The organism is Microbacterium sp. NPDC089188, from assembly GCF_040685155.1.
Classification (GTDB): Bacteria; Actinomycetota; Actinomycetes; order Actinomycetales; family Microbacteriaceae; genus Microbacterium; species Microbacterium galbum.
Genome location: NZ_JBFBHH010000001.1, coordinates 1026814 through 1043419, shown reverse-complemented (window position 1 = coordinate 1043419; position 16606 = coordinate 1026814). Strand labels below are relative to the sequence as shown.

General features: G+C 71.8%; 16 protein-coding genes. 9 read left to right on the top strand and 7 right to left on the bottom strand.

The window, feature by feature from the left end:
• Positions 1–165: 165 nt before the first annotated feature.
• The 3 genes from AB0N80_RS04770 to AB0N80_RS04760 all read left to right on the top strand — a co-directional run bounded on the left by AB0N80_RS04770 (position 166) and on the right by AB0N80_RS04760 (position 2187).
• Positions 166–1032 (top strand): fused MFS/spermidine synthase, encoded by an 867-nt coding sequence (locus AB0N80_RS04770; RefSeq protein ID WP_315993666.1) that lies wholly within the window; start codon positions 166–168, stop codon positions 1030–1032.
• A gap of 108 nt (positions 1033–1140) precedes the next feature.
• Positions 1141–1668, top strand: a complete 528-nt coding sequence (locus AB0N80_RS04765) for a hypothetical protein (protein WP_315993667.1) — start codon at positions 1141–1143, stop codon at positions 1666–1668.
• 30 nt (positions 1669–1698) lie between these two features.
• Positions 1699–2187, top strand: coding sequence for a SprT-like domain-containing protein (locus AB0N80_RS04760; protein WP_363577862.1), 489 nt, complete (start codon positions 1699–1701; stop codon positions 2185–2187).
• Between the two features lie 142 nt (positions 2188–2329).
• Here AB0N80_RS04760 and AB0N80_RS04755 read toward each other — a convergent pair whose 3' ends face one another.
• A complete protein-coding gene (locus AB0N80_RS04755; RefSeq protein ID WP_363577860.1) occupies positions 2330–2950 on the bottom strand; it encodes a 2-phosphosulfolactate phosphatase in 621 nt (206 codons plus the stop codon).
• 139 nt (positions 2951–3089) lie between these two features.
• On the opposite strand from AB0N80_RS04755, the gene AB0N80_RS04750 reads away from it, so the two are divergent.
• Together AB0N80_RS04750 and AB0N80_RS04745 are read left to right on the top strand one after the other, a co-directional pair.
• Positions 3090–3599: a hypothetical protein gene (locus AB0N80_RS04750; RefSeq protein ID WP_363577858.1), complete on the top strand. Its 510-nt coding sequence runs from the start codon at positions 3090–3092 to the stop codon at positions 3597–3599.
• The gene (locus AB0N80_RS04745; protein WP_363577856.1) at positions 3596–4105 is read left to right on the top strand and encodes a GNAT family N-acetyltransferase; all 510 of its coding nucleotides are present in this window, start codon (positions 3596–3598) and stop codon (positions 4103–4105) included. Before AB0N80_RS04750 ends, AB0N80_RS04745 begins: the two co-directional genes overlap by 4 nt.
• Before the next feature lie 9 nt (positions 4106–4114).
• Here AB0N80_RS04745 and AB0N80_RS04740 read toward each other — a convergent pair whose 3' ends face one another.
• The 3 genes from AB0N80_RS04740 to AB0N80_RS04730 all read right to left on the bottom strand — a co-directional run bounded on the left by AB0N80_RS04740 (position 4115) and on the right by AB0N80_RS04730 (position 6574).
• The gene (locus AB0N80_RS04740) at positions 4115–4765 is read right to left on the bottom strand and encodes a response regulator transcription factor (RefSeq protein ID WP_315993672.1); all 651 of its coding nucleotides are present in this window, start codon (positions 4763–4765) and stop codon (positions 4115–4117) included.
• 46 nt (positions 4766–4811) lie between these two features.
• On the bottom strand, positions 4812–5999 hold the full coding sequence (locus tag AB0N80_RS04735) for a histidine kinase (protein ID WP_363577854.1): 1188 nt from the start codon (positions 5997–5999) through the stop codon (positions 4812–4814).
• Positions 6000–6085: 86 nt separating this feature from the next.
• Positions 6086–6574 (bottom strand): Lrp/AsnC family transcriptional regulator, encoded by a 489-nt coding sequence (locus AB0N80_RS04730; protein WP_315993674.1) that lies wholly within the window; start codon positions 6572–6574, stop codon positions 6086–6088.
• Positions 6575–6682: 108 nt separating this feature from the next.
• On the opposite strand from AB0N80_RS04730, the gene AB0N80_RS04725 reads away from it, so the two are divergent.
• Both AB0N80_RS04725 and AB0N80_RS04720 read left to right on the top strand, forming a co-directional pair.
• On the top strand, positions 6683–8080 hold the full coding sequence (locus AB0N80_RS04725; protein WP_363387208.1) for a DUF6421 family protein: 1398 nt from the start codon (positions 6683–6685) through the stop codon (positions 8078–8080).
• Positions 8081–8299: 219 nt separating this feature from the next.
• Positions 8300–9022, top strand: coding sequence for an SDR family oxidoreductase (locus tag AB0N80_RS04720; RefSeq protein ID WP_363577852.1), 723 nt, complete (start codon positions 8300–8302; stop codon positions 9020–9022).
• Positions 9023–9024: 2 nt separating this feature from the next.
• Here AB0N80_RS04720 and AB0N80_RS04715 read toward each other — a convergent pair whose 3' ends face one another.
• A complete protein-coding gene (locus AB0N80_RS04715) occupies positions 9025–10599 on the bottom strand; it encodes an MFS transporter (RefSeq protein WP_363577850.1) in 1575 nt (524 codons plus the stop codon).
• A 73-nt stretch (positions 10600–10672) separates the two neighbouring features.
• Positions 10673–11497 carry an SDR family NAD(P)-dependent oxidoreductase gene (locus tag AB0N80_RS04710; protein ID WP_363577848.1) on the bottom strand — a complete coding sequence of 275 codons (825 nt, stop codon included), beginning with the start codon at positions 11495–11497 and terminating at the stop codon, positions 10673–10675.
• A gap of 57 nt (positions 11498–11554) precedes the next feature.
• Here AB0N80_RS04710 and AB0N80_RS04705 point away from each other — a divergent pair, with 57 nt between their 5' ends.
• A complete protein-coding gene (locus AB0N80_RS04705; protein ID WP_363577846.1) occupies positions 11555–12100 on the top strand; it encodes a TetR-like C-terminal domain-containing protein in 546 nt (181 codons plus the stop codon).
• 114 nt (positions 12101–12214) lie between these two features.
• Here AB0N80_RS04705 and AB0N80_RS04700 read toward each other — a convergent pair whose 3' ends face one another.
• On the bottom strand, positions 12215–15412 hold the full coding sequence (locus AB0N80_RS04700; RefSeq protein ID WP_363577844.1) for a DEAD/DEAH box helicase: 3198 nt from the start codon (positions 15410–15412) through the stop codon (positions 12215–12217).
• Between the two features lie 101 nt (positions 15413–15513).
• Here AB0N80_RS04700 and AB0N80_RS04695 point away from each other — a divergent pair, with 101 nt between their 5' ends.
• The gene (locus AB0N80_RS04695; RefSeq protein ID WP_315993681.1) at positions 15514–16581 is read left to right on the top strand and encodes a low specificity L-threonine aldolase; all 1068 of its coding nucleotides are present in this window, start codon (positions 15514–15516) and stop codon (positions 16579–16581) included.
• Positions 16582–16606: the final 25 nt, after the last annotated feature.

Genomic DNA, 16606 nt, shown 5'->3' with positions numbered 1-16606 from the left:
ACAGGACGCTCGGAGCCCGCGGCATCCTGTCCTCGACGGATCCCTCGTTCCCGACGCCCGGTCGGGCCTCGCCGCCGCCCGAGCCCCCTCACCGCCGCCCGGCCCGATCGACGCCCCGCCCGGCGGCCGCCCCGCGGGCGAGGGGCGGGCCGGTAGCGTGAACGCATGGCCCGCATGCGCATCGAACCCGACGACGCCCCGACGGCTCGACTATCGGACGGGTCGCTCGCGCGCGTCTCTCCTTCGGGGTTCGTCTCGGGCTGGGAGCTCGTCGTCGACGGCACCCCGCAGTCGCACGTCGACCTCGACGACCCGACGCACCTGCACTTCGAGTACGTCGCGCGGATGGGCGCCGTCATCGACCGGCTCCGGATGCCGGGCCAGCCCCTCACCGCCGTGCACCTGGGCGCGGGTGCCCTCACGCTCCCCCGCTACGTGGAGGCCACGCGGCCGGGGTCGCGTCAGCAGGTGATCGAACTCGAGCCCGCGCTGTGGGACCTCGTGCGCGAGAACCTGCCCCTTCCTCGCGGCGCCTCGGTGCGCGTGCGCATCGGCGACGCGCGAGAGGGACTCGGTCGGCTGCCCGCGGGCCTGGACGGGGCCGTCGATCTGCTCGTCAGCGACGTGTACTCGGGTGCACAGACCCCCGCCCACCTCACCACGGTGGAGTTCTACCGCGCGGCATCCCGTCTCCTGGCACCCGACGGTGTCCTCCTGGTCAACGTCTCGGACGGACCCGGCCTGGCCTTCGCCCGTCGGCAGGTCGCAACCATCCGCGAGGTCCTCCCCGAGGTCATCGTGCTCGCCGAGGTGCAGGTGCTCAAGGGTCGCCGGTTCGGCAACCTCGTGGTCGCCGCCTCCGCCGCGCCCCTTCCCGTCGAGTGGCTGCCGCGCCTGATGGCGGCGGGACCCCACCCCGCGAAGGTGGCCCAGGGCGGCGAGATCGTCGAGTTCATGCGCGGGTCGCGTCCCGCCACGGATGCCGATGCGACGCCGTCGCCGAAGCCCTCGGCATCCATCTTCGAACGCTGACGTCGCGGATGTCGGGCAGGGGCTTTCGCCCCTCGACCGCGTGGCGCGTGCGGTGTCGGCACGAGGTCGGCGCAGACTGGAACTCCTGCCCGACCGAGAGGAGCGACGGTGAGCTACATCCACGGGTACGACCCCGACACGTTGCGTGAGATCACCGACTCCCGCGAGTGCCAGGAGCGTCTCGACGAGATCGGGTCGCAGCGCAGTCTGCACGCCCTCCTCGAGCGGGTGTGGCTGCTGAAGGTGCTCGACCGGTTCGACGAGGCCTTGGCCGTCTCGGAGCAGTCCGTGCGCGTGGCCCGCATGGCCGGGACCCGCCGCGATCTGCTGCGCGCGCGCATCCTGCACGCCACGATCATGCAGTGCCGGGGCGCCTACGCCGCCGCCGAGCAGGAGCTCACCATGTGCGCCGAAGAGGCTGAGGGACAGGGCTGGGCGAGCATCGCCGCCTTCGCGCTGCAGCACCGCGGCAAGGTGCACTACGACGAGGGCGACTACGAGGGCGCCCGTCGCGACTTCAAGCAGGCGCTCTTCCTCCGTCAGAACGCCGGAGCCACCGACGCGCAGCTCGAGTCCACGCTGCTGGCGATCGACGCAGCCGACCGTCGACGCACGCGCGAGGTCGTCGCGAGCTGAATGTCGTAGGCCACGCCTAATCTTCCGGTCATGTCCGATCTGCAGCGCGTACGCACGTGGGCCGAGGCGCTGATCACCCTGCACCTCGACGCGTCGTGGACGTTCGCGTTCGACAACGCCAAGCGACGCGCGGGGCTGTGCGACTACAGCCGCAAGCGCATCAGCGTCTCGCGGTATCTGGCCGCCCGATACGACGACGACACCAACCATCAGACGCTCCTGCACGAGGTCGCGCACGCGCTCGCGGGGCTCTCGGCCGGCCACGGGCCGCGCTGGAAGCGCACGGCGCTCGAGCTCGGCTACGTCGGCGGCACGACCCACGCCGGAGAGACGGCGAACGAGCTCGCCCCGTGGGTGGGCACCTGCCCCGCCGGGCACGTCGCCTATCGTCACCGACGCGCGACGCGGCCGACGTCCTGCGCGAAATGCGCTCCGTCGTTCGACCCGCGCTTCGCGCTGTCGTGGGTGCACCGCGACATCACGCGCGCCGAACGTCGCGCTGCCGCCACTCCGCGGTGATGGCCTGCGGCGGGTGTCGCCGGGCCCGCGGCCGTCCGCGAGGGGCGGGTCCGATGACGTCGTCGCGTCATCCGTCCCGGCCGGCACTGATGACACTTCGGCCTCGAACGCCGTTCGCGGGCTGACGCCCGGGCCTCGGGGCTCACGCGCCGACGAAGACCCCGTCGCGCAGCACCGGGACCACGGATGCCGCGTCGCGCGCGGCCGCGGCGAGCACGGCGTCGCGACCCCCGTCGGCGGCGAGCGCGCGTCCCCCGCCGCTCGCCGTGAGCAGGTGGCGCACCGCCCCGCCCAGGGCACGGAAACCCTCGCCGGCGACGGCGGCGTCGGGCGAGGCGTGGTCGATGCCGAGGTCGCCGAGGGCGGCGATCACGGCGCCCGCACCGAGAAGGTCCTCGACGGCGAAGCGCACACCCTGTTCGTCAGTCGACCCGGCGGCGAGGATCGAGATGCTGGTGCGCTCGCCGCGGGAGCGCTGCACCTCGAGCACGTGCGCCGCCACCGCCGCCGCGTTGCGCAGACCTGCCGCGACCACGTGGGCGCCCGTCTCGTGCGCCGCCCGCGCGAGCGCGGCCACCTCGTCGTCGTCCGCCGACACGTCGAGGCCGGCGGCGTTCTCGACGGCGGCGAGGGCGTGGGCGGTCAGGCCGAGAGGCTGCACGATCACCACGACGTGGGCGGGGGCGAGACGGCGGAGCCCACCGAGGCCCCACTCCAGGCGCACCTGGTAGTCGGACTGCGACAGGGCGGGGTCGATCGGCATCCCTCGATGCTAGAACGACGGGGACGTCGCGCCCGCCGGTCCTCCCCGCTGATGACGGATGCCACGGCGGGGGGCGGTTCGTCACGGCGCGGCCGTCAACCCATCGCTCACCCCCAGGCGGATCGGGCACCATCTGAACATGCGGATCCTGCTGAAGTTCGTGATCGACTGCGACCCCGACGCCGCGTGGCGCGCCCTGCACTCCCCGCGCGCGGTCGCGGAGCTGTACGGACCCCTTCTCTCCGTGGACGGGCTGACCCAGATGCCCCCCACCTTCGAATCCGGTGACGACGTGCCCGTGCAGATGAGCGTGGCCGGTGTCGTGCCCGTCGGGCGCCAGCTCATCTCGGTGGCGGATCGGGAGACCAGCGACGCGCACGGTCGCGTCCGCGTGTTCCGCGACTGGGGCGTTCCGTTGACCGGACCGCTCTCGACCCTCGACGTGTGGGACCACCAGATGGCGGTCTCCGCCGCCCCCGGTGAGCCGGGGAAGACCCTGTGGCGGGAGCGCCTCACCATCGGCGGCGCGACGGCCCCCGCGCTGTGGCCCGGGCTGTGGGCGACGTGGCAGTGGCGCGCCGCCCGGATCCGAGCGCTCGCCCCGACCTGGGCGCACGACCCCGAAGACGAGCCGAACGCCGAGGGATGAGCGACGTGCACGTGCGCGCGGCGACGCCCGGCGACAGCCGGTGCATCGCCCACGTGCACGTGCAGAGCTGGCGCGAGGCACGCACCGCGCAAGTGCCCGGCGCGCTCGTCGAACAGCTCGACGTCGAGCTCTCGGAATGGCGGTGGGCGGCGCGGCTGCGCGGGGAGACACCCCCGGGAGCCGAGCGCCTCGGGGATGCCTGGGTGGCCGTCGTCGACGACCGCGTGATCGGCTTCGCCTCGGGCGGGCCGACGCGCGACGCCGATCGCCCGCGGTCGGAGTCGGAGCTGTACGCCCTGTACGTGCTCGCGAGCCACTACGGCACGGGCGCGGGGGCGGCGCTGCTGCAGGCAGCCGTCGGGACCGGCGCCGCCAGTCTTTGGGTGCTGTCGGACAACGAGCGCGCCCTCGCGTTCTACACCAAGCACGGCTTCGCGCCCGACGGTGCCGCCCGGGCCGACGAGCGATGGGGCGGGTCGCTGACGGAGCTGCGCCTGACGAGGTGAGAGCCGGCCTCAGACGAGCCCGTGCCGGTAGGCGAAAACCACGAGCTGCACGCGGTCGCGCACCGCGAGCTTGGTCAGGATGCGGCTGATGTGGGTCTTCACGGTCGCTTCCGACAGGAACTCGCGCTCGGCGATCTCGGCGTTGCTGAGCCCCGTGGCGGCGAGCGCGAAGATCTCCTGCTCGCGCTCGGTCAACGCGCCGAAGGCCTCGGGGACCGGCTCGGCACCGGCGCCGTCGGCGATGTGGGCGAAGAGTTCACGGGTGGCCTCCGCCGCGATGACGGCGGAGCCGGCGTGCACGGTCCGCACCGCCGAGAGCAGGAACTCCGGCTCGGCGTCTTTCAGCAGGAATCCGCTCGCGCCGCGCTGGATCGCCCGAGCGGCCGCCTCGTCGAGATCGAACGTCGTGAGCACGACCACGCGGGGTGCGTCGGGCTCGCGCAGGATCTCGGCCGTCGCCGTCAGGCCGTCCATCACGGGCATGCGCACGTCCATCAGCACGAGGTCGGGGCGCGTCGCCCGCACGACCTCGATCCCCTCCCGTCCGTCGGAGGCTTCTCCCACCACCTCGAGGTCGGGTTGCGAGTCGATCACCATGCGGATGCCGGCGCGGAACAGGGCCTGATCGTCGACGAGGACGATGCGGACGGGGGCGGTCATGCGAGGGAGCCTCTCGTGCGGGGATGGGTTCTCGGTATCCGTCCGCTCACTGCGGGCAGCCGATCGGAAGAGTGGCCCGGACGACGAATTCGCCGTACTCGGGCTCGGCCGTCAGTCGACCGCCGACGAGCTGTGCGCGCTCGCGCATCCCGATGAGCCCGTGGCCGCCGGCAGCGGGCTCGCCCACGGCGACAGACGTGGAGCGGGCGTTGCGGACCGACAGCTCGACGCGGTCGGCGAACCACCCGAGACGGACGCGCACGCGGGGATCGACGCCGTGGCGGAGCGCGTTGGTGAGGGCCTCCTGCATGATGCGGAAGACCGCCAGCTGGATCGCGGCGGGCGGTTCGCCGGGCGGGACCGGGTCGACACGGACATCGAGCTCGACACCTGCCGCACGCACCCGGTCGAAGAGCTGATCGAGGTCGGCGAGAGTCGGCTGGGGGCCCTCTCCCTGGCTGTGGCGCAGCTGACTGAGGAGCACACGCACGTCGGTGAGGGCCGCCCGCGCGGTCGACGAGATCGTCGCGAGGGCGTCGGAGGCCGCCGCGGGATCGGCGGCGGCCGCGTACCGTGCGCCGTCGGCCTGCGCGATGACCACCGCGAGCGAGTGCGCGACCACGTCGTGCATGTCGCGGGCGATGCGCACGCGCTGCTGCTCGGCGATCGTCTCGGCCTCGGCGGCGCGCTGCGCCCGACTGTTCGCTGCGGCGCGCACGGCCGTGCGCACCAGGGCGCCCGACACCCATGCGAGCATGAGCGCGAACCCGGATGCCAGCAGCAGAGCGCCCACGGCGAACCAGTCGTTGATCGTGAGCGGCGCCGACAAGCCCCGACCCACGAGATAGAGGGGGACGATCGCCGCCCCCGCGATGCCCGAGGCGAACCCCCACCAGAAGACCCGCCTGCTGCCGTAGGCGGCGGTCGTGTAGAGCACGGCGAAGATGGCGAGGTCGGTGGGCGACGGCTGACGTCCGAAGCCCATCTGCAGGAATGCCCCCACCCAGGCCAGCACGAGGGCGAGTCCGGGCTGCAGGCGGCGCATCGCCAGCGCAGCGGTGAGGGCGAGGGCGACGAGGACCGCGCCGACGTTCTCCCCGACGACGGCGAGAGGGGCCAGCGCCCCGCTCGTGGTGCCCGCCAGCTCGACCGCAAGGGCGAGCAGCCCGAAGACACCGGCGACACCGAGGTCGGTGACCAGTTGATAGCGCTGCAGCGGGCGGAGGGTGAGCATCGTCCTCACGCTACGCGGCGACGCCGGGCGCGGCATCCGCCTGGGGATGTATCCGGGAGCCTCGGAAGGAGGACACCGGGGCGGCGTCAGCCGGGGAAGTCGGCGGGCTCGATCGGGCGCGCTTCGAAGAAGGTCTGCAGCACGACGGTCGTGCGCGTGTTGACCTGTGCGGCGGCACGGATGTCGCGGATCAGCGCCTCGAGATCGCGCGGCGTCGGGACCCGCACGAAGAGCATGTACGCCGCCTCGCCCGCGATCGAGTGGCAGGCCTCGATCGCGCTCAGGTGAGCGAGCAGCTCGGGGGCGTTGTCGGGCTGGGCGGGGTCGAGCGGGGTGATCTCGACGAAGGCCGCGAGCGGACGACCCAGGGCCTCGGCGTCGAGGATCGGACGATACCCCTGCACGATGCCCCGGGCCTCGAGGCGGCGCAGACGCGACTGCACGGCGGAGACCGAGAGGCCGACGCGCTCGGACAGGTGCGAGAGCGTCGCACGAGCATCGATCGAGATCTCGCGGACGATCGCCGCGTCCACCGCGTCGTCGAGGCGGGGGGCGCGCGCGGGGACCTCGGTCATGCGCTCGACAGTAGCAGTGCACCCGAACGGCACCCTGGTGCGTGCCGTAAGTTTTCCGTTAGCATGACGTTTTAGCAGGAATATTTACAGTCCCGATCGGAGGATGCCATGACCACCGCGACACCCATCCGTGCTGACCAGGATCTGCTCGGCGGTCGCACCGTCGACGCGGTCGAGCACACCCCCGCCTGGACCCGGCTCAAGGCCGCCGCGACGGCGCTGCAGACGCTGCAGGCGAAGGACGGCTCGATCGACGACACCGCCGCCGCGGGGCCCCTCATCGACGACGTCGTCGAAGCGATCGACGCCCTCGCGCCGCTGTTCCCGCACGACGCCGCCTACCTCTCCGCCTCCGTCGCCGACTTCCGTCGGTGGAAGGCCGAGGGGCTCGGGACGCCCGACTTCCTCGACTCCCTCGTGGCGTTCCAGCCCCAGGAGCACCGGGTCGACGGCATTCGTCACCTCGTCGTGTTCCCCATGTACACGCAGAACGGCTCGAGCTCGCGTCACGTCGAGGCGGTGCTGGTCGAGGCGATCTGGCCCGAGTTCATCGCCCGCCTGGAGACGGAGTACACCAACCGCCTGTTCGTCTCGCTGCGCCTCATCGACTTCACCGCGGGCTACGACACGAACTCCGCCGTGCTCTTCCCCGAGACGGTCGCGATGCGGGAGATCCCGACCTTCACCTGGGGCGCGATCTTCCAGGACCGCGAGGCCGCGCGGTACCGCCGGGTGACGCGCGCCGCCGCGGAGATCACGAAGCTCGACCTGCCCGGGGCCGCCGCGCGCATGCTCGACGACCAGGCGCTGACCGAGCAGACGTTCGTGATGTGGGACATCATCCACGACCGCACGCACATGCGCGGCGACCTGCCCTTCGACCCGTTCATGATCAAGCAGCGGATGCCGTTCTTCCTCTACTCGCTGGAGGAACTGCGGTGCGATCTCACCGCCTTCCGCGAGTGCGTGTCGCTGCAGGCCCGCCTCTCGGCGCGCGACGACCTCGACGAGGCGGAGCGCGCGATGCTCGAGCACGCCGAGCTCGTGCAGTACGCCGTCATCTTCGATCGCATCTTCCGCTTCGCCATCACCGGGTCGCGCGTGCGCAACTACGATGGACTGGGCGGGCAGCTTCTCTTCGCGTGGCTCCACCAGCGTCGCGTGCTGCACTGGACCGACACGTCGCTCGCGTTCGACTGGGACGAGGTGCCGGCCGCCGTCGTGGCCCTGGCCGACGCGATCGACGAGCTCTACTGGCGCTCGATCGACCGACCGAAGACGGCGCACTGGCTCGCCGCGTACGACCTCGTGCGCGCAGTCGTGACCCCGCACCCCGCCTCGGTATGGGCGCGAGGCCTCCCCGACGACGTGCTCGCGGGCCTGCCCAAGGGGTACACCGACGCGGTGCTCGACGACGAGTTCCCCCTGTCGATGTTCTTCGAGGCGCTGGAGAAGAAGATGCGCCCGGTGATCGCCTCCACGGAGGGCATCCGCGGGACGGACTGACGCCGGGGCCCGGCCCGGCTTCGGGCGCGCCGCGGCGCCGCGGCCGCACTCACGAGCGTTCGAGTGTCCAGGACACGCCGCGCTGGGCCGCGAGGAGCGGCGTGTCTTGGACACTGGACAGGGTCGCGGCCCCTGGCACGAGCCGCGGGGCACTCGCGCGCGCGGCTTGTGACGAGGACACTCGAGGGAACGTGACCGGCCGAGCATGACGGAGGACGCATGAGCGACGTGAGGCAGACGGAGACGCCGACGCCGGAGCAGGCACAGGAGCTGGTGCGGGGGCGCCTCGTCCTCCTCGCGGGCGGGACGAGCGCGGTGGGCCGCGCCGCGGCGCGCGCGCTGCTCGAGGCGGGCGCGCGGGTGGTGATCGTGGGCTCCGACGCGACGCGTCTGACCGAGGCCGCGGCGGACGCGCCCGGTGCCCACGCGGAGCTGTGCGACCTCACCGACGCGGATGCGGTGTCCGCGCTGCGCGAGCGCGTGCACGCCGCGCACGGCGACGTGGACGGCGTCCTCCACCTCGTCGGGGGATGGCGTGGCGGCGGCGGGCTGGCCGGTCAGAGTGACGAGGACTTCGCGTTCCTGCTCCGCTCGCTCACAGCGCTCCGGGCCGTCAGCCGCGCCTTCGACGAGGACCTGCGGGCCTCGCCCGCCGGCCGTCTCGCCATCGTGTCGTCGACCTCGGTCGCCCGCCCTCTCGCCGGCGGCGCGAACTACGCGGCCGTCAAGGCTGCGAGCGAGGCGTGGACGCGTGCGGTCGCCCAGGGATTCGCGAAGAACGCCCGCGACGCGGGACGCGCGATCTCCGCGGCGGCCGTCATCTTCCGCGTGAAGAGCCTGGACGGTCTCGAGGAGGCCCTGGCCGCCGCCTTCGTCGCCCTGTGGGACGACACGGCGGACGCGTTCAACGACGTCGTGATCGAGGTCGGGGCGGGCGCCTGAGGTCAGCCTCCGGGATGGGGATCGCGCGCGGCCCCGCGTTCCGTCGACTCTCGGTCTGAGGCGCCGGGTGTCGCGGCGTCGTCACGGCGCGACCCATCGGGAACCGCCGCCGCCGCAGACGCCGTGACAGGGACGACGGCCCCGGCGCCGACGGCATCCCCGTCATCGGATGCGGCGGGCGCGGCAGCGACATCGCCGGTGACAGCGGCCGATCGGTACTGCGCCGACAGGACGCGATACGACCGCGTGGAGAAGGCGAGTACGCCGACCACGACCATGACGAGACCCGCGATCACGAAGACGAGCGCGATGCCGCGCGACTGTCCGTCGCCGAGCAGCCATCCCCACGTAGCGCGTCCGTCCGCTCCTTCCATGTAGGGGATGACCACGAACTGGGCGATCGGGGCGATGAGGAACGAGGTGATCGGGGCGGCCGCCGACTCGAATGCCGCGGCGAAGCCGAAGACACGGCCCTGGGTGGTGAACGGCACGACCTTCTGGATGACGGTCTGCTCCGCCGCCTCGACGGGAGGGATCAGCGCCATGTACACCCAGATGCCGATCGCGTAGAGCCACCACCAGTCGCGGAGCGTGAACACCGCTCCGAGCGCGCCCATGGCGATGACGATCCACAGCATGGTGCGGATCGGGTTCTTGCCGAGTCCGAACTTCGCGACGAGCCCCCCGCCGATGATGAAACCGGTCGCGGTCACCGCGAGGACGACGCCCCACACTTCGGCGTCGTAGACACGGCCGTCCATCTCGATGCGGAACAGCTCGAGACCATAGGGGTCCATGAGCGCCATGTAGACGCCGCCGATGAGATTGTTGAGCGTCGAGAAGACGATGAGGGCGAACAGCCCCGGTGCGGCTCGGACCGCTCGCACGGCTCCGCCCAGGTCGACGAGAGGACCCCGTTCGACGCCCGCCGCCGGACGAGGTTCGGGGATGCGGATCGTGAGGAGGTGCACGAGCGCCACGATGGTGAGCCCCACGGCGATCGCCAGCGTCCACCCCATGCCGAGGAATCCGACCGAGAGCCCGCTGAAGACACTCGTCACGACGAACGCGAGACCCTGGACCGTGCCGACGAGGCCGTTCGCGTTCGCGTGACGCTCGACCGGCACGAGGAGGGTGACGGTGGTCGAGAGCGCGATGTTGCGGAGGTTCTCGATGACCGCGCCGCCCAGGATGATCCCGGAGAACAGCCAGAACCACGGTCCGCCGAGATCGAGCAGCGCCGCCTCCGGGAAGGCGATCCAGAGCGCGCCCGCGAGGAGGAAGGCTCCCAGCGTCACCACGCCGGAGAAGACCATGACGCGATGCTTTCGATGCCGGTCCACCAGGGAGCCGAAGACCATCGCGAAGATCGCGAGCAGCAGCATGTAGGCGCCACCCACGATGCCCGTCGCCAGCACCGAACGCGTCTCGAGGTAGACCCAGAACGTGAGCGCGAACCAGAGGAAACTCGTCGTGACGTTGGCGGCGGCGGTGTTGATCAGGACGGCCAGGAACGTGCGCTGCCCACCCTCGACGGCGCCGGCCACCAGGGCTTTGGGAGGCTGCGGAGCGGACATGAGCACACGCTAGACCCGCCCTCCGACATCGGCCAGACCCGTTCGCCACCCGGTCCGGCGCCGTGTCCACCGCTCACACGGTCGGGAAGCGGGGGTCGCGGGCGTAGTCGGCGAGACGTGCGTCGAGAGCCGCGCGGACCTGAACCGGTGCGTCCTCGCCGATCAGCACGCGCAGACGCTCATCGCCGTCGTCGCACACGTGCGCGAAGATCTGCTCCGCGGCATCCTCCGGTCGCGTTCCACCGGTCGGTTCGGATGACGCCGGCCAGGGGATCTCGGCTCGACCGAACAGCCGCGTGCGGAGGTCGTCGTAGACGGGGAGAGCCTGCGCGAAGCGCATGTTCGAGCCCGCCCAGTCGGTGTCGAGGGCACCCGGTTGGATGATGGACACGCGCACGCCGAATCCTCGCACCTCGGCGGCCAGCGCCTCGCTGAACGCCTCGAATCCCCACTTGGAGGCGTTGTAGAGGCCGAGAAGGGGCATCACGCCGACACCGCCCACCGTGGAGATCTGCACGATGCGCCCCGATCCCCGCGCTCGCATCAGGGGAACCACTGCCTGACTGAGCCACAGCGGCCCGAGCATGTCGGTCTCGACGACTGCGCGAACCTCGTCCTCGGATACCTCCTCGACCGCGCCGATCAGGCCGTACCCGGCGTTGTTCACCAGGACGTCCAGCCCTCCCCCACTCGCGGCGGCCGTCTCGACCGCGGCGCGCGCCGCCCCCCGATCGCGCACGTCCAGCGGAAGGACCGTGAGCCTGTCGTGGGTGGGGAGTTCCTTCCCCGGTCGAATTGTCGCGACGACGGTGTGACCGGCCGCCAGGACGCGGGCGACCAGCGCCCGCCCCAGGCCGCTGCTCGCGCCGGTGATCATCCACGTCTTCGAAGAGGTCATAGCGTCACCGTACGCGAAAATGGACGGACCGTCTCGTTTCTCGCATACGATGGCCGCATGGCGAGATCGGCGACCCGCAAACGCGTGCACGACGCCGTCCTCGGCCTCCTCCGCGAGGGTCGGGTGGGGTCGCTGAGCATGGAAGGAGTCGCCGCACGTGCGGGGGTCAGCAAGCAGACCCTGTACCGGTCGTGGCCGACGACCGGCGCGATCGTGTTCGACGCCCTCCTCGCTCGCAGCGAGGGTCCTGACGGAGATGTCGTCGTCCCGGACACCGGCGATCTGAGCGCCGACCTGGTCACCCTGGCAACCGGAATGGTCTCCGAACTCACGGGAGCGGAGACGGAGCCTCTCCTGCGCGCGGTCACCGCGGAGGTGCAGATCGACGCCGAGGTGGCCGCCCAGTACCGCGCCCTGCTCCTGGCTCCGCAGATGGCGGCGATCGCACGCCGCTTCCGGGATGCCGGCGCCGTCGATACCGAGGAGTGCGCCGAGCTCTTCGTGGGCCCCCTCCTGCACCGCTGGCTCCTGCGCTCTCAGCCGTTCAGCCGGGAATGGATCGCACGCCACGTCACCCGGACGGTGCGAGCGACGGCGAACTGAGCGACGGCTTTCCGCGACCGCCGGAGGATCGCTCGCGATCGCACCGTCGGACGGACCACCCCGAGGTCGCGACGCCGAACGGGCTCCGCGATCGAGCGGCGCCCTGCGTGCGGCTCAGTCGAGGAGGCTCCGGATGTCGTCGGCCGTCAGACGCGGTCCCCCGGCGAAGCTGACGTCGCCGTCGTCGGCGCCCCCGTCGAGCACACGGGAGAAGAGCTCGGACTTCGCCTCTCGAAGGGCCACGACCTTCTCTTCGACGGTGTCGGAGGAGACCAACCGGTACACGATGACGGGTCGGGTCTGCCCGATGCGGTGGGCGCGGTCGATCGCCTGCTCCTCGACGGCGGGATTCCACCACGGGTCGAGCAGCACGACGTAGTCGGCCTCCACCAGGTTGAGCCCCACCCCGCCGGCCTTGAGCGAGACGAAGAACGCCGGGTCATCACCGTCACGGAACCGGTCGATCTCGGCTTGACGGTTGATCGTGGTGCCGTCGAGATACCCGGATGCCAGGCCCGCGTCGGTGCAGCGCTGGCGAGCCGCTCGAAGGAACCGCGTGAACTGGCTCAGCACGAGCACGCGATGCCCCTCCGCCTCCGCCTCGACCAGCAGGTCTTCGAGCGCGTCGAGCTTCGCCGAGGGCGCGTCGCCCTCGTCGACGAGCGCGGGGTCGAGCGCCAGCTGCCGCAGCATCGTGAGGGAGCGGAAGATCGCGAACCGGTTGCCCTCGGCGTCGTCGTCGAGCAGCCCCAGCAGACGCTGACGCTCGCGGTGGAACCGCCGATCGTAGAGCTTGCGGTGCGCGGGGTGAAGGGCCACCTCGATGATGGTCTCCTGCTTGGGCGGGAGTTCGGCGGCGACGAGATCTTTGGTCCGCCGGAGCAGGAACGGCCGGATACGCCGGCGCAGGAGATCGAGCCGTCCGGCATCGGCGCCCTTCTCGATGGGCGTGCGGTACAGCTCGGTGAAGGACTCGCGGGTTCCGAGCAGTCCCGGCGCCACCAGCGACATGAGCGCCCACAGCTCGAGGAGGTTGTTCTCCATCGGCGTGCCGGTGATGACGAGCGTGAAGGGCACCGCGAGGGCCCGGGCCGCCCGGTATCCGCGAGACGACGGGTTCTTGATCTGCTGCGCCTCGTCGAGCACGAGTCCCGACCAGGCGACCTCGGCGTACTGCTCCTGCTCGAGACGGAACAGGGCGTAGCTGGTGACGACGACGTGCGCCCCGGCCGCGGCCTCGGCGATGCTGTTCGCACGCCGCGCCCGTGTGGCGGCGATCGTTCGGACCTCGAGGTCGGGCGCGAAGGTCGCGCACTCCCGTGCCCAGTTGCCCACGACGCTCGTCGGCGCGACGATCAGGAAGGGCGGAAGCGTCGGGTCGTCGGCACGCGCCGCTTCCATCATCGCGATCGTCTGCACCGTCTTGCCCAGTCCCATGTCGTCGGCGAGGATGCCGCCGAGCCCCTGGGTGCGCAGGAAGTGGAGCCAGTCGAGGCCCGAGCGCTGGTAGTCGCGGAGGGTCGCCCGCAGGCCCTCCGGGGGCTCGATCCGGGTGAGGGACGCCTCGTCGGTCAGCCCCCGCACGCGCAGCCACCACTCGGCTTCGTGGACGGCGAGCATGCCGAGCTCGGACAGGTCGTCCCACAGCCCGACGTTGTAGCGGTTGATCGTCAGCTCGTCGCCCGGCCGATCGGCGAGGGTCCGGGCCTCGTCGATGACGGACCGGAGGCGATCGAATTCCGGACTGTCGAGCCGGACGTACTCCCCGTCGCCCAGGAAGAGAACCCGGTCGCCGAGCGCCAGGGCGGTGTAGAGGGCGGTGAAGTCGACCTCGACGTCGCCCACGGTCACCCGGGCGTTCAGGTCGAACCAGTCGCTGCCGTCGTCGGGGCCGGTGCTGAGCTGCACCACGGGAGCCTGGGCCGATGCGCGGTACTCGGGGTCGTCGCCGCGCACCTCCACGCGGACGGACGCGAGGGCCCTCAGCTGCGGCAGCATCTCGCCGGCGAACACGGCCGCCGTCGCGGGCGCCATCGCGCGGGCCGGCGCGGTCCCCGTCGTGAAGGGCGCGGGCATGTCGATCCGAAGTTCATCGGCGAGGGCGGAGACCGCGCGCCACACGGCGCCCTCGTGCTCGTCGTGCCGACGGCCCTGCGTCGATGAGCGGTCCCACCGCGTCGCGAGCGACGTGGACCCCTCGAGATGCTCGACGGTCACCTCGAGCACGGGGCGCGGCGCCGGAGGAATTTCGACCGTGCCCCGCGGCGACACCACCGGCGCGTCGAGCTGCAGCCGCGGGAGGTAGTCGTGCAGGAAGGTCTCGGATCCGCGCTCGTCGACCGTGAGCGCACTCGATCGGGCGAGCAGCCCGCGGACCGGTCCTGACGCGGGTGTCGCCAGCCGCGCGAGCGTGATCCGCTCGTCGTCGCCGTCGCGGTCGGCGACGAAGGCCACGGCCACGGCGGGGTCGCCCACCACCCAGGAGGGCAGGGCGGCCGTCTCGACGTCGACGCCCTCCACCGTCCCGCGCACGTGCAGGGTGGAGCCGCGGCGGTCGAGCGACACCGCCGCGGTCACGGGCTCGTCGACGACGCGGACCGGGTGATGGACACCGGCACCCGACACGAGCGGGACCCCGGCGGCGACGACCGCCTCGAGCTGCAGCCACAGCGAGTGGGGCGGGACCGCGGAGAGCGGCATCCACTCGTCGGAGAGGTACGCGCCGGCGCTGAAGCGCCCCAATCGCCCCAGGCTGTCGAGCGCGGCGCGTGCCCGCGGATCGGCTGGAAGGGCCGCGAGGGCCGACCAGCCGGCCCGGCCCTTGATCCACGTGCCGCGGGAGCCCCGGACCCCCGGCCGCGCGCTGAGGGTGAGCGCCGTTCCGTACCCGCGCCCGCCGCCGCGACGGATGGAGAGGAACAGGCAGAGATCGAAAGGGGCCTCGTCGTCGACGACCGGGGCGGCGGCGAACAGTTCGTCGAGCGAGCGCTGCCACTCGGCGCGGGGCGGGCGCCCCGCCGAGATGAGGCGGTCGAACAGCACGAGAGCCGCCGCGCACGAGTGCTCGCACTCGGGGCCGCGCCCGCACGAGCACCAGCCCGACAGGCGGGACAGATCGTCGGGGACGCGGAGCTCGAGGTGTTCGTACCCCGACGCCCCGAAGGACTGCGCCGTGACGACCAGCACGCCGCTGACGGATCGGGCGTCGCCCACCTCGACCGAACCGTAGACGAGCAGGCGGTCGGCGCGCATCATCGCGGATGCCGAGAACATCTCGCCGGCGATGCTGAGTGCTTCGGGGTCCAACCGCATGCCTCCATTGTGGTCGGGACCGCCGACACCCCGACGCGGTGTGCGGATATCCGTGGAGCGATCCCCCCTGGGGAGGAGCCGGGAAAAGTTACGCTGGAGGGGTGACTTCCCTCCACGACACGTCGGTGCGCGGCTTCGCGTCCGACAACTATTCCGGCATCCACCCCGACGTGCTCGCCGCGATCGCGACGGCCAACGAAGGCCACCAGGTCGCGTACGGCGAAGACGTCTACACCGCGCGCCTGCAGGAGCTGTTCGTCTCGCTGCTGGGCGACGGCGTCGAGGCGTACCCCGTCTTCAACGGCACGGGCGCCAACGTCGTCGGGCTGCAGTCGATGCTCCCCCGCTGGGGCGCCGTGATCTCGGCATCCACCGCGCACATCAACGTCGACGAAGGCGGAGCACCCGAGCGCGTGGGCGGCATCAAGCTGCTCACGGTCCCCACCGACGACGGCAAGCTCACACCCGAGCTCGTCGACCGCGAGGCCTGGGGCTGGGGTGATGAGCACCGCGCACAGCCGCTGGTGGTCTCGATCACGCAGTCGACCGAGCTGGGCACCCTCTACAGCGTCGACGAGATCCGCGAGCTCGCGGCGCACGCGCACGGGCACGGCATGCGGCTGCACATGGACGGCGCGCGCATCGCGAACGCCGCCGCCGCCCTCGACGTGCCGCTGCGCGCCTTCACCCGTGACGCGGGGGTCGACGTGCTGAGCTTTGGCGGAACGAAGAACGGCGCCATGATCGGCGAGGCCATCGTCGTGCTCGACCCCGAAGCCTCGACCGGTCTGACGTACCTCCGAAAGCTCGACATGCAGCTCTCGAGCAAGATGCGCTTCGTCTCGGCTCAGCTCGTCGCCCTTCTCGACGGCGACCTGTGGCTGCGCAACGCCCGGCACTCCAACGCGATGGCGCAGCGCCTGCGCGCGGGCGTCGAGGCGGGTCTCGCCGACGGCTCGATCCAGGGCGTCGAATTCACGCAGCCCACGCAGGCCAACGGCGTGTTCGCGACCCTGCCGGTCGGAGTGGCCGATCGCCTGCGCGCGAGCTTCCGGTTCTACGACTGGGACGAGATGCGCCGCGAGGTGCGCTGGATGTGCTCCTTCGACACGACCGAAGACGACATCGACGCCTTCGTCGCCGCGATCGCGCGCGAGACGGCCGCGTGATCTGACGCATCGACACCCGTCGCGG

Bases quoted from the DNA above. Each gene is read 5' to 3' on its own strand.
- AB0N80_RS04770 (WP_315993666.1), top strand. From the start codon at position 166: ATGGCCCGCATGCGCATCGAACCCGACGACGCCCCGACGGCTCGACTA.
- AB0N80_RS04760 (WP_363577862.1), top strand. From the start codon at position 1,699: ATGTCCGATCTGCAGCGCGTACGCACGTGGGCCGAGGCGCTGATCACC.
- AB0N80_RS04755 (WP_363577860.1), bottom strand. From the start codon at position 2,950: ATGCCGATCGACCCCGCCCTGTCGCAGTCCGACTACCAGGTGCGCCTG.
- AB0N80_RS04750 (WP_363577858.1), top strand. From the start codon at position 3,090: ATGCGGATCCTGCTGAAGTTCGTGATCGACTGCGACCCCGACGCCGCG.
- AB0N80_RS04745 (WP_363577856.1), top strand. From the start codon at position 3,596: ATGAGCGACGTGCACGTGCGCGCGGCGACGCCCGGCGACAGCCGGTGC.
- AB0N80_RS04740 (WP_315993672.1), bottom strand. From the start codon at position 4,765: ATGACCGCCCCCGTCCGCATCGTCCTCGTCGACGATCAGGCCCTGTTC.
- AB0N80_RS04735 (WP_363577854.1), bottom strand. From the start codon at position 5,999: ATGCTCACCCTCCGCCCGCTGCAGCGCTATCAACTGGTCACCGACCTC.
- AB0N80_RS04730 (WP_315993674.1), bottom strand. From the start codon at position 6,574: ATGACCGAGGTCCCCGCGCGCGCCCCCCGCCTCGACGACGCGGTGGAC.
- AB0N80_RS04725 (WP_363387208.1), top strand. From the start codon at position 6,683: ATGACCACCGCGACACCCATCCGTGCTGACCAGGATCTGCTCGGCGGT.
- AB0N80_RS04720 (WP_363577852.1), top strand. From the start codon at position 8,300: ATGAGCGACGTGAGGCAGACGGAGACGCCGACGCCGGAGCAGGCACAG.
- AB0N80_RS04715 (WP_363577850.1), bottom strand. From the start codon at position 10,599: ATGTCCGCTCCGCAGCCTCCCAAAGCCCTGGTGGCCGGCGCCGTCGAG.
- AB0N80_RS04710 (WP_363577848.1), bottom strand. From the start codon at position 11,497: ATGACCTCTTCGAAGACGTGGATGATCACCGGCGCGAGCAGCGGCCTG.
- AB0N80_RS04705 (WP_363577846.1), top strand. From the start codon at position 11,555: ATGGCGAGATCGGCGACCCGCAAACGCGTGCACGACGCCGTCCTCGGC.
- AB0N80_RS04700 (WP_363577844.1), bottom strand. From the start codon at position 15,412: ATGCGGTTGGACCCCGAAGCACTCAGCATCGCCGGCGAGATGTTCTCG.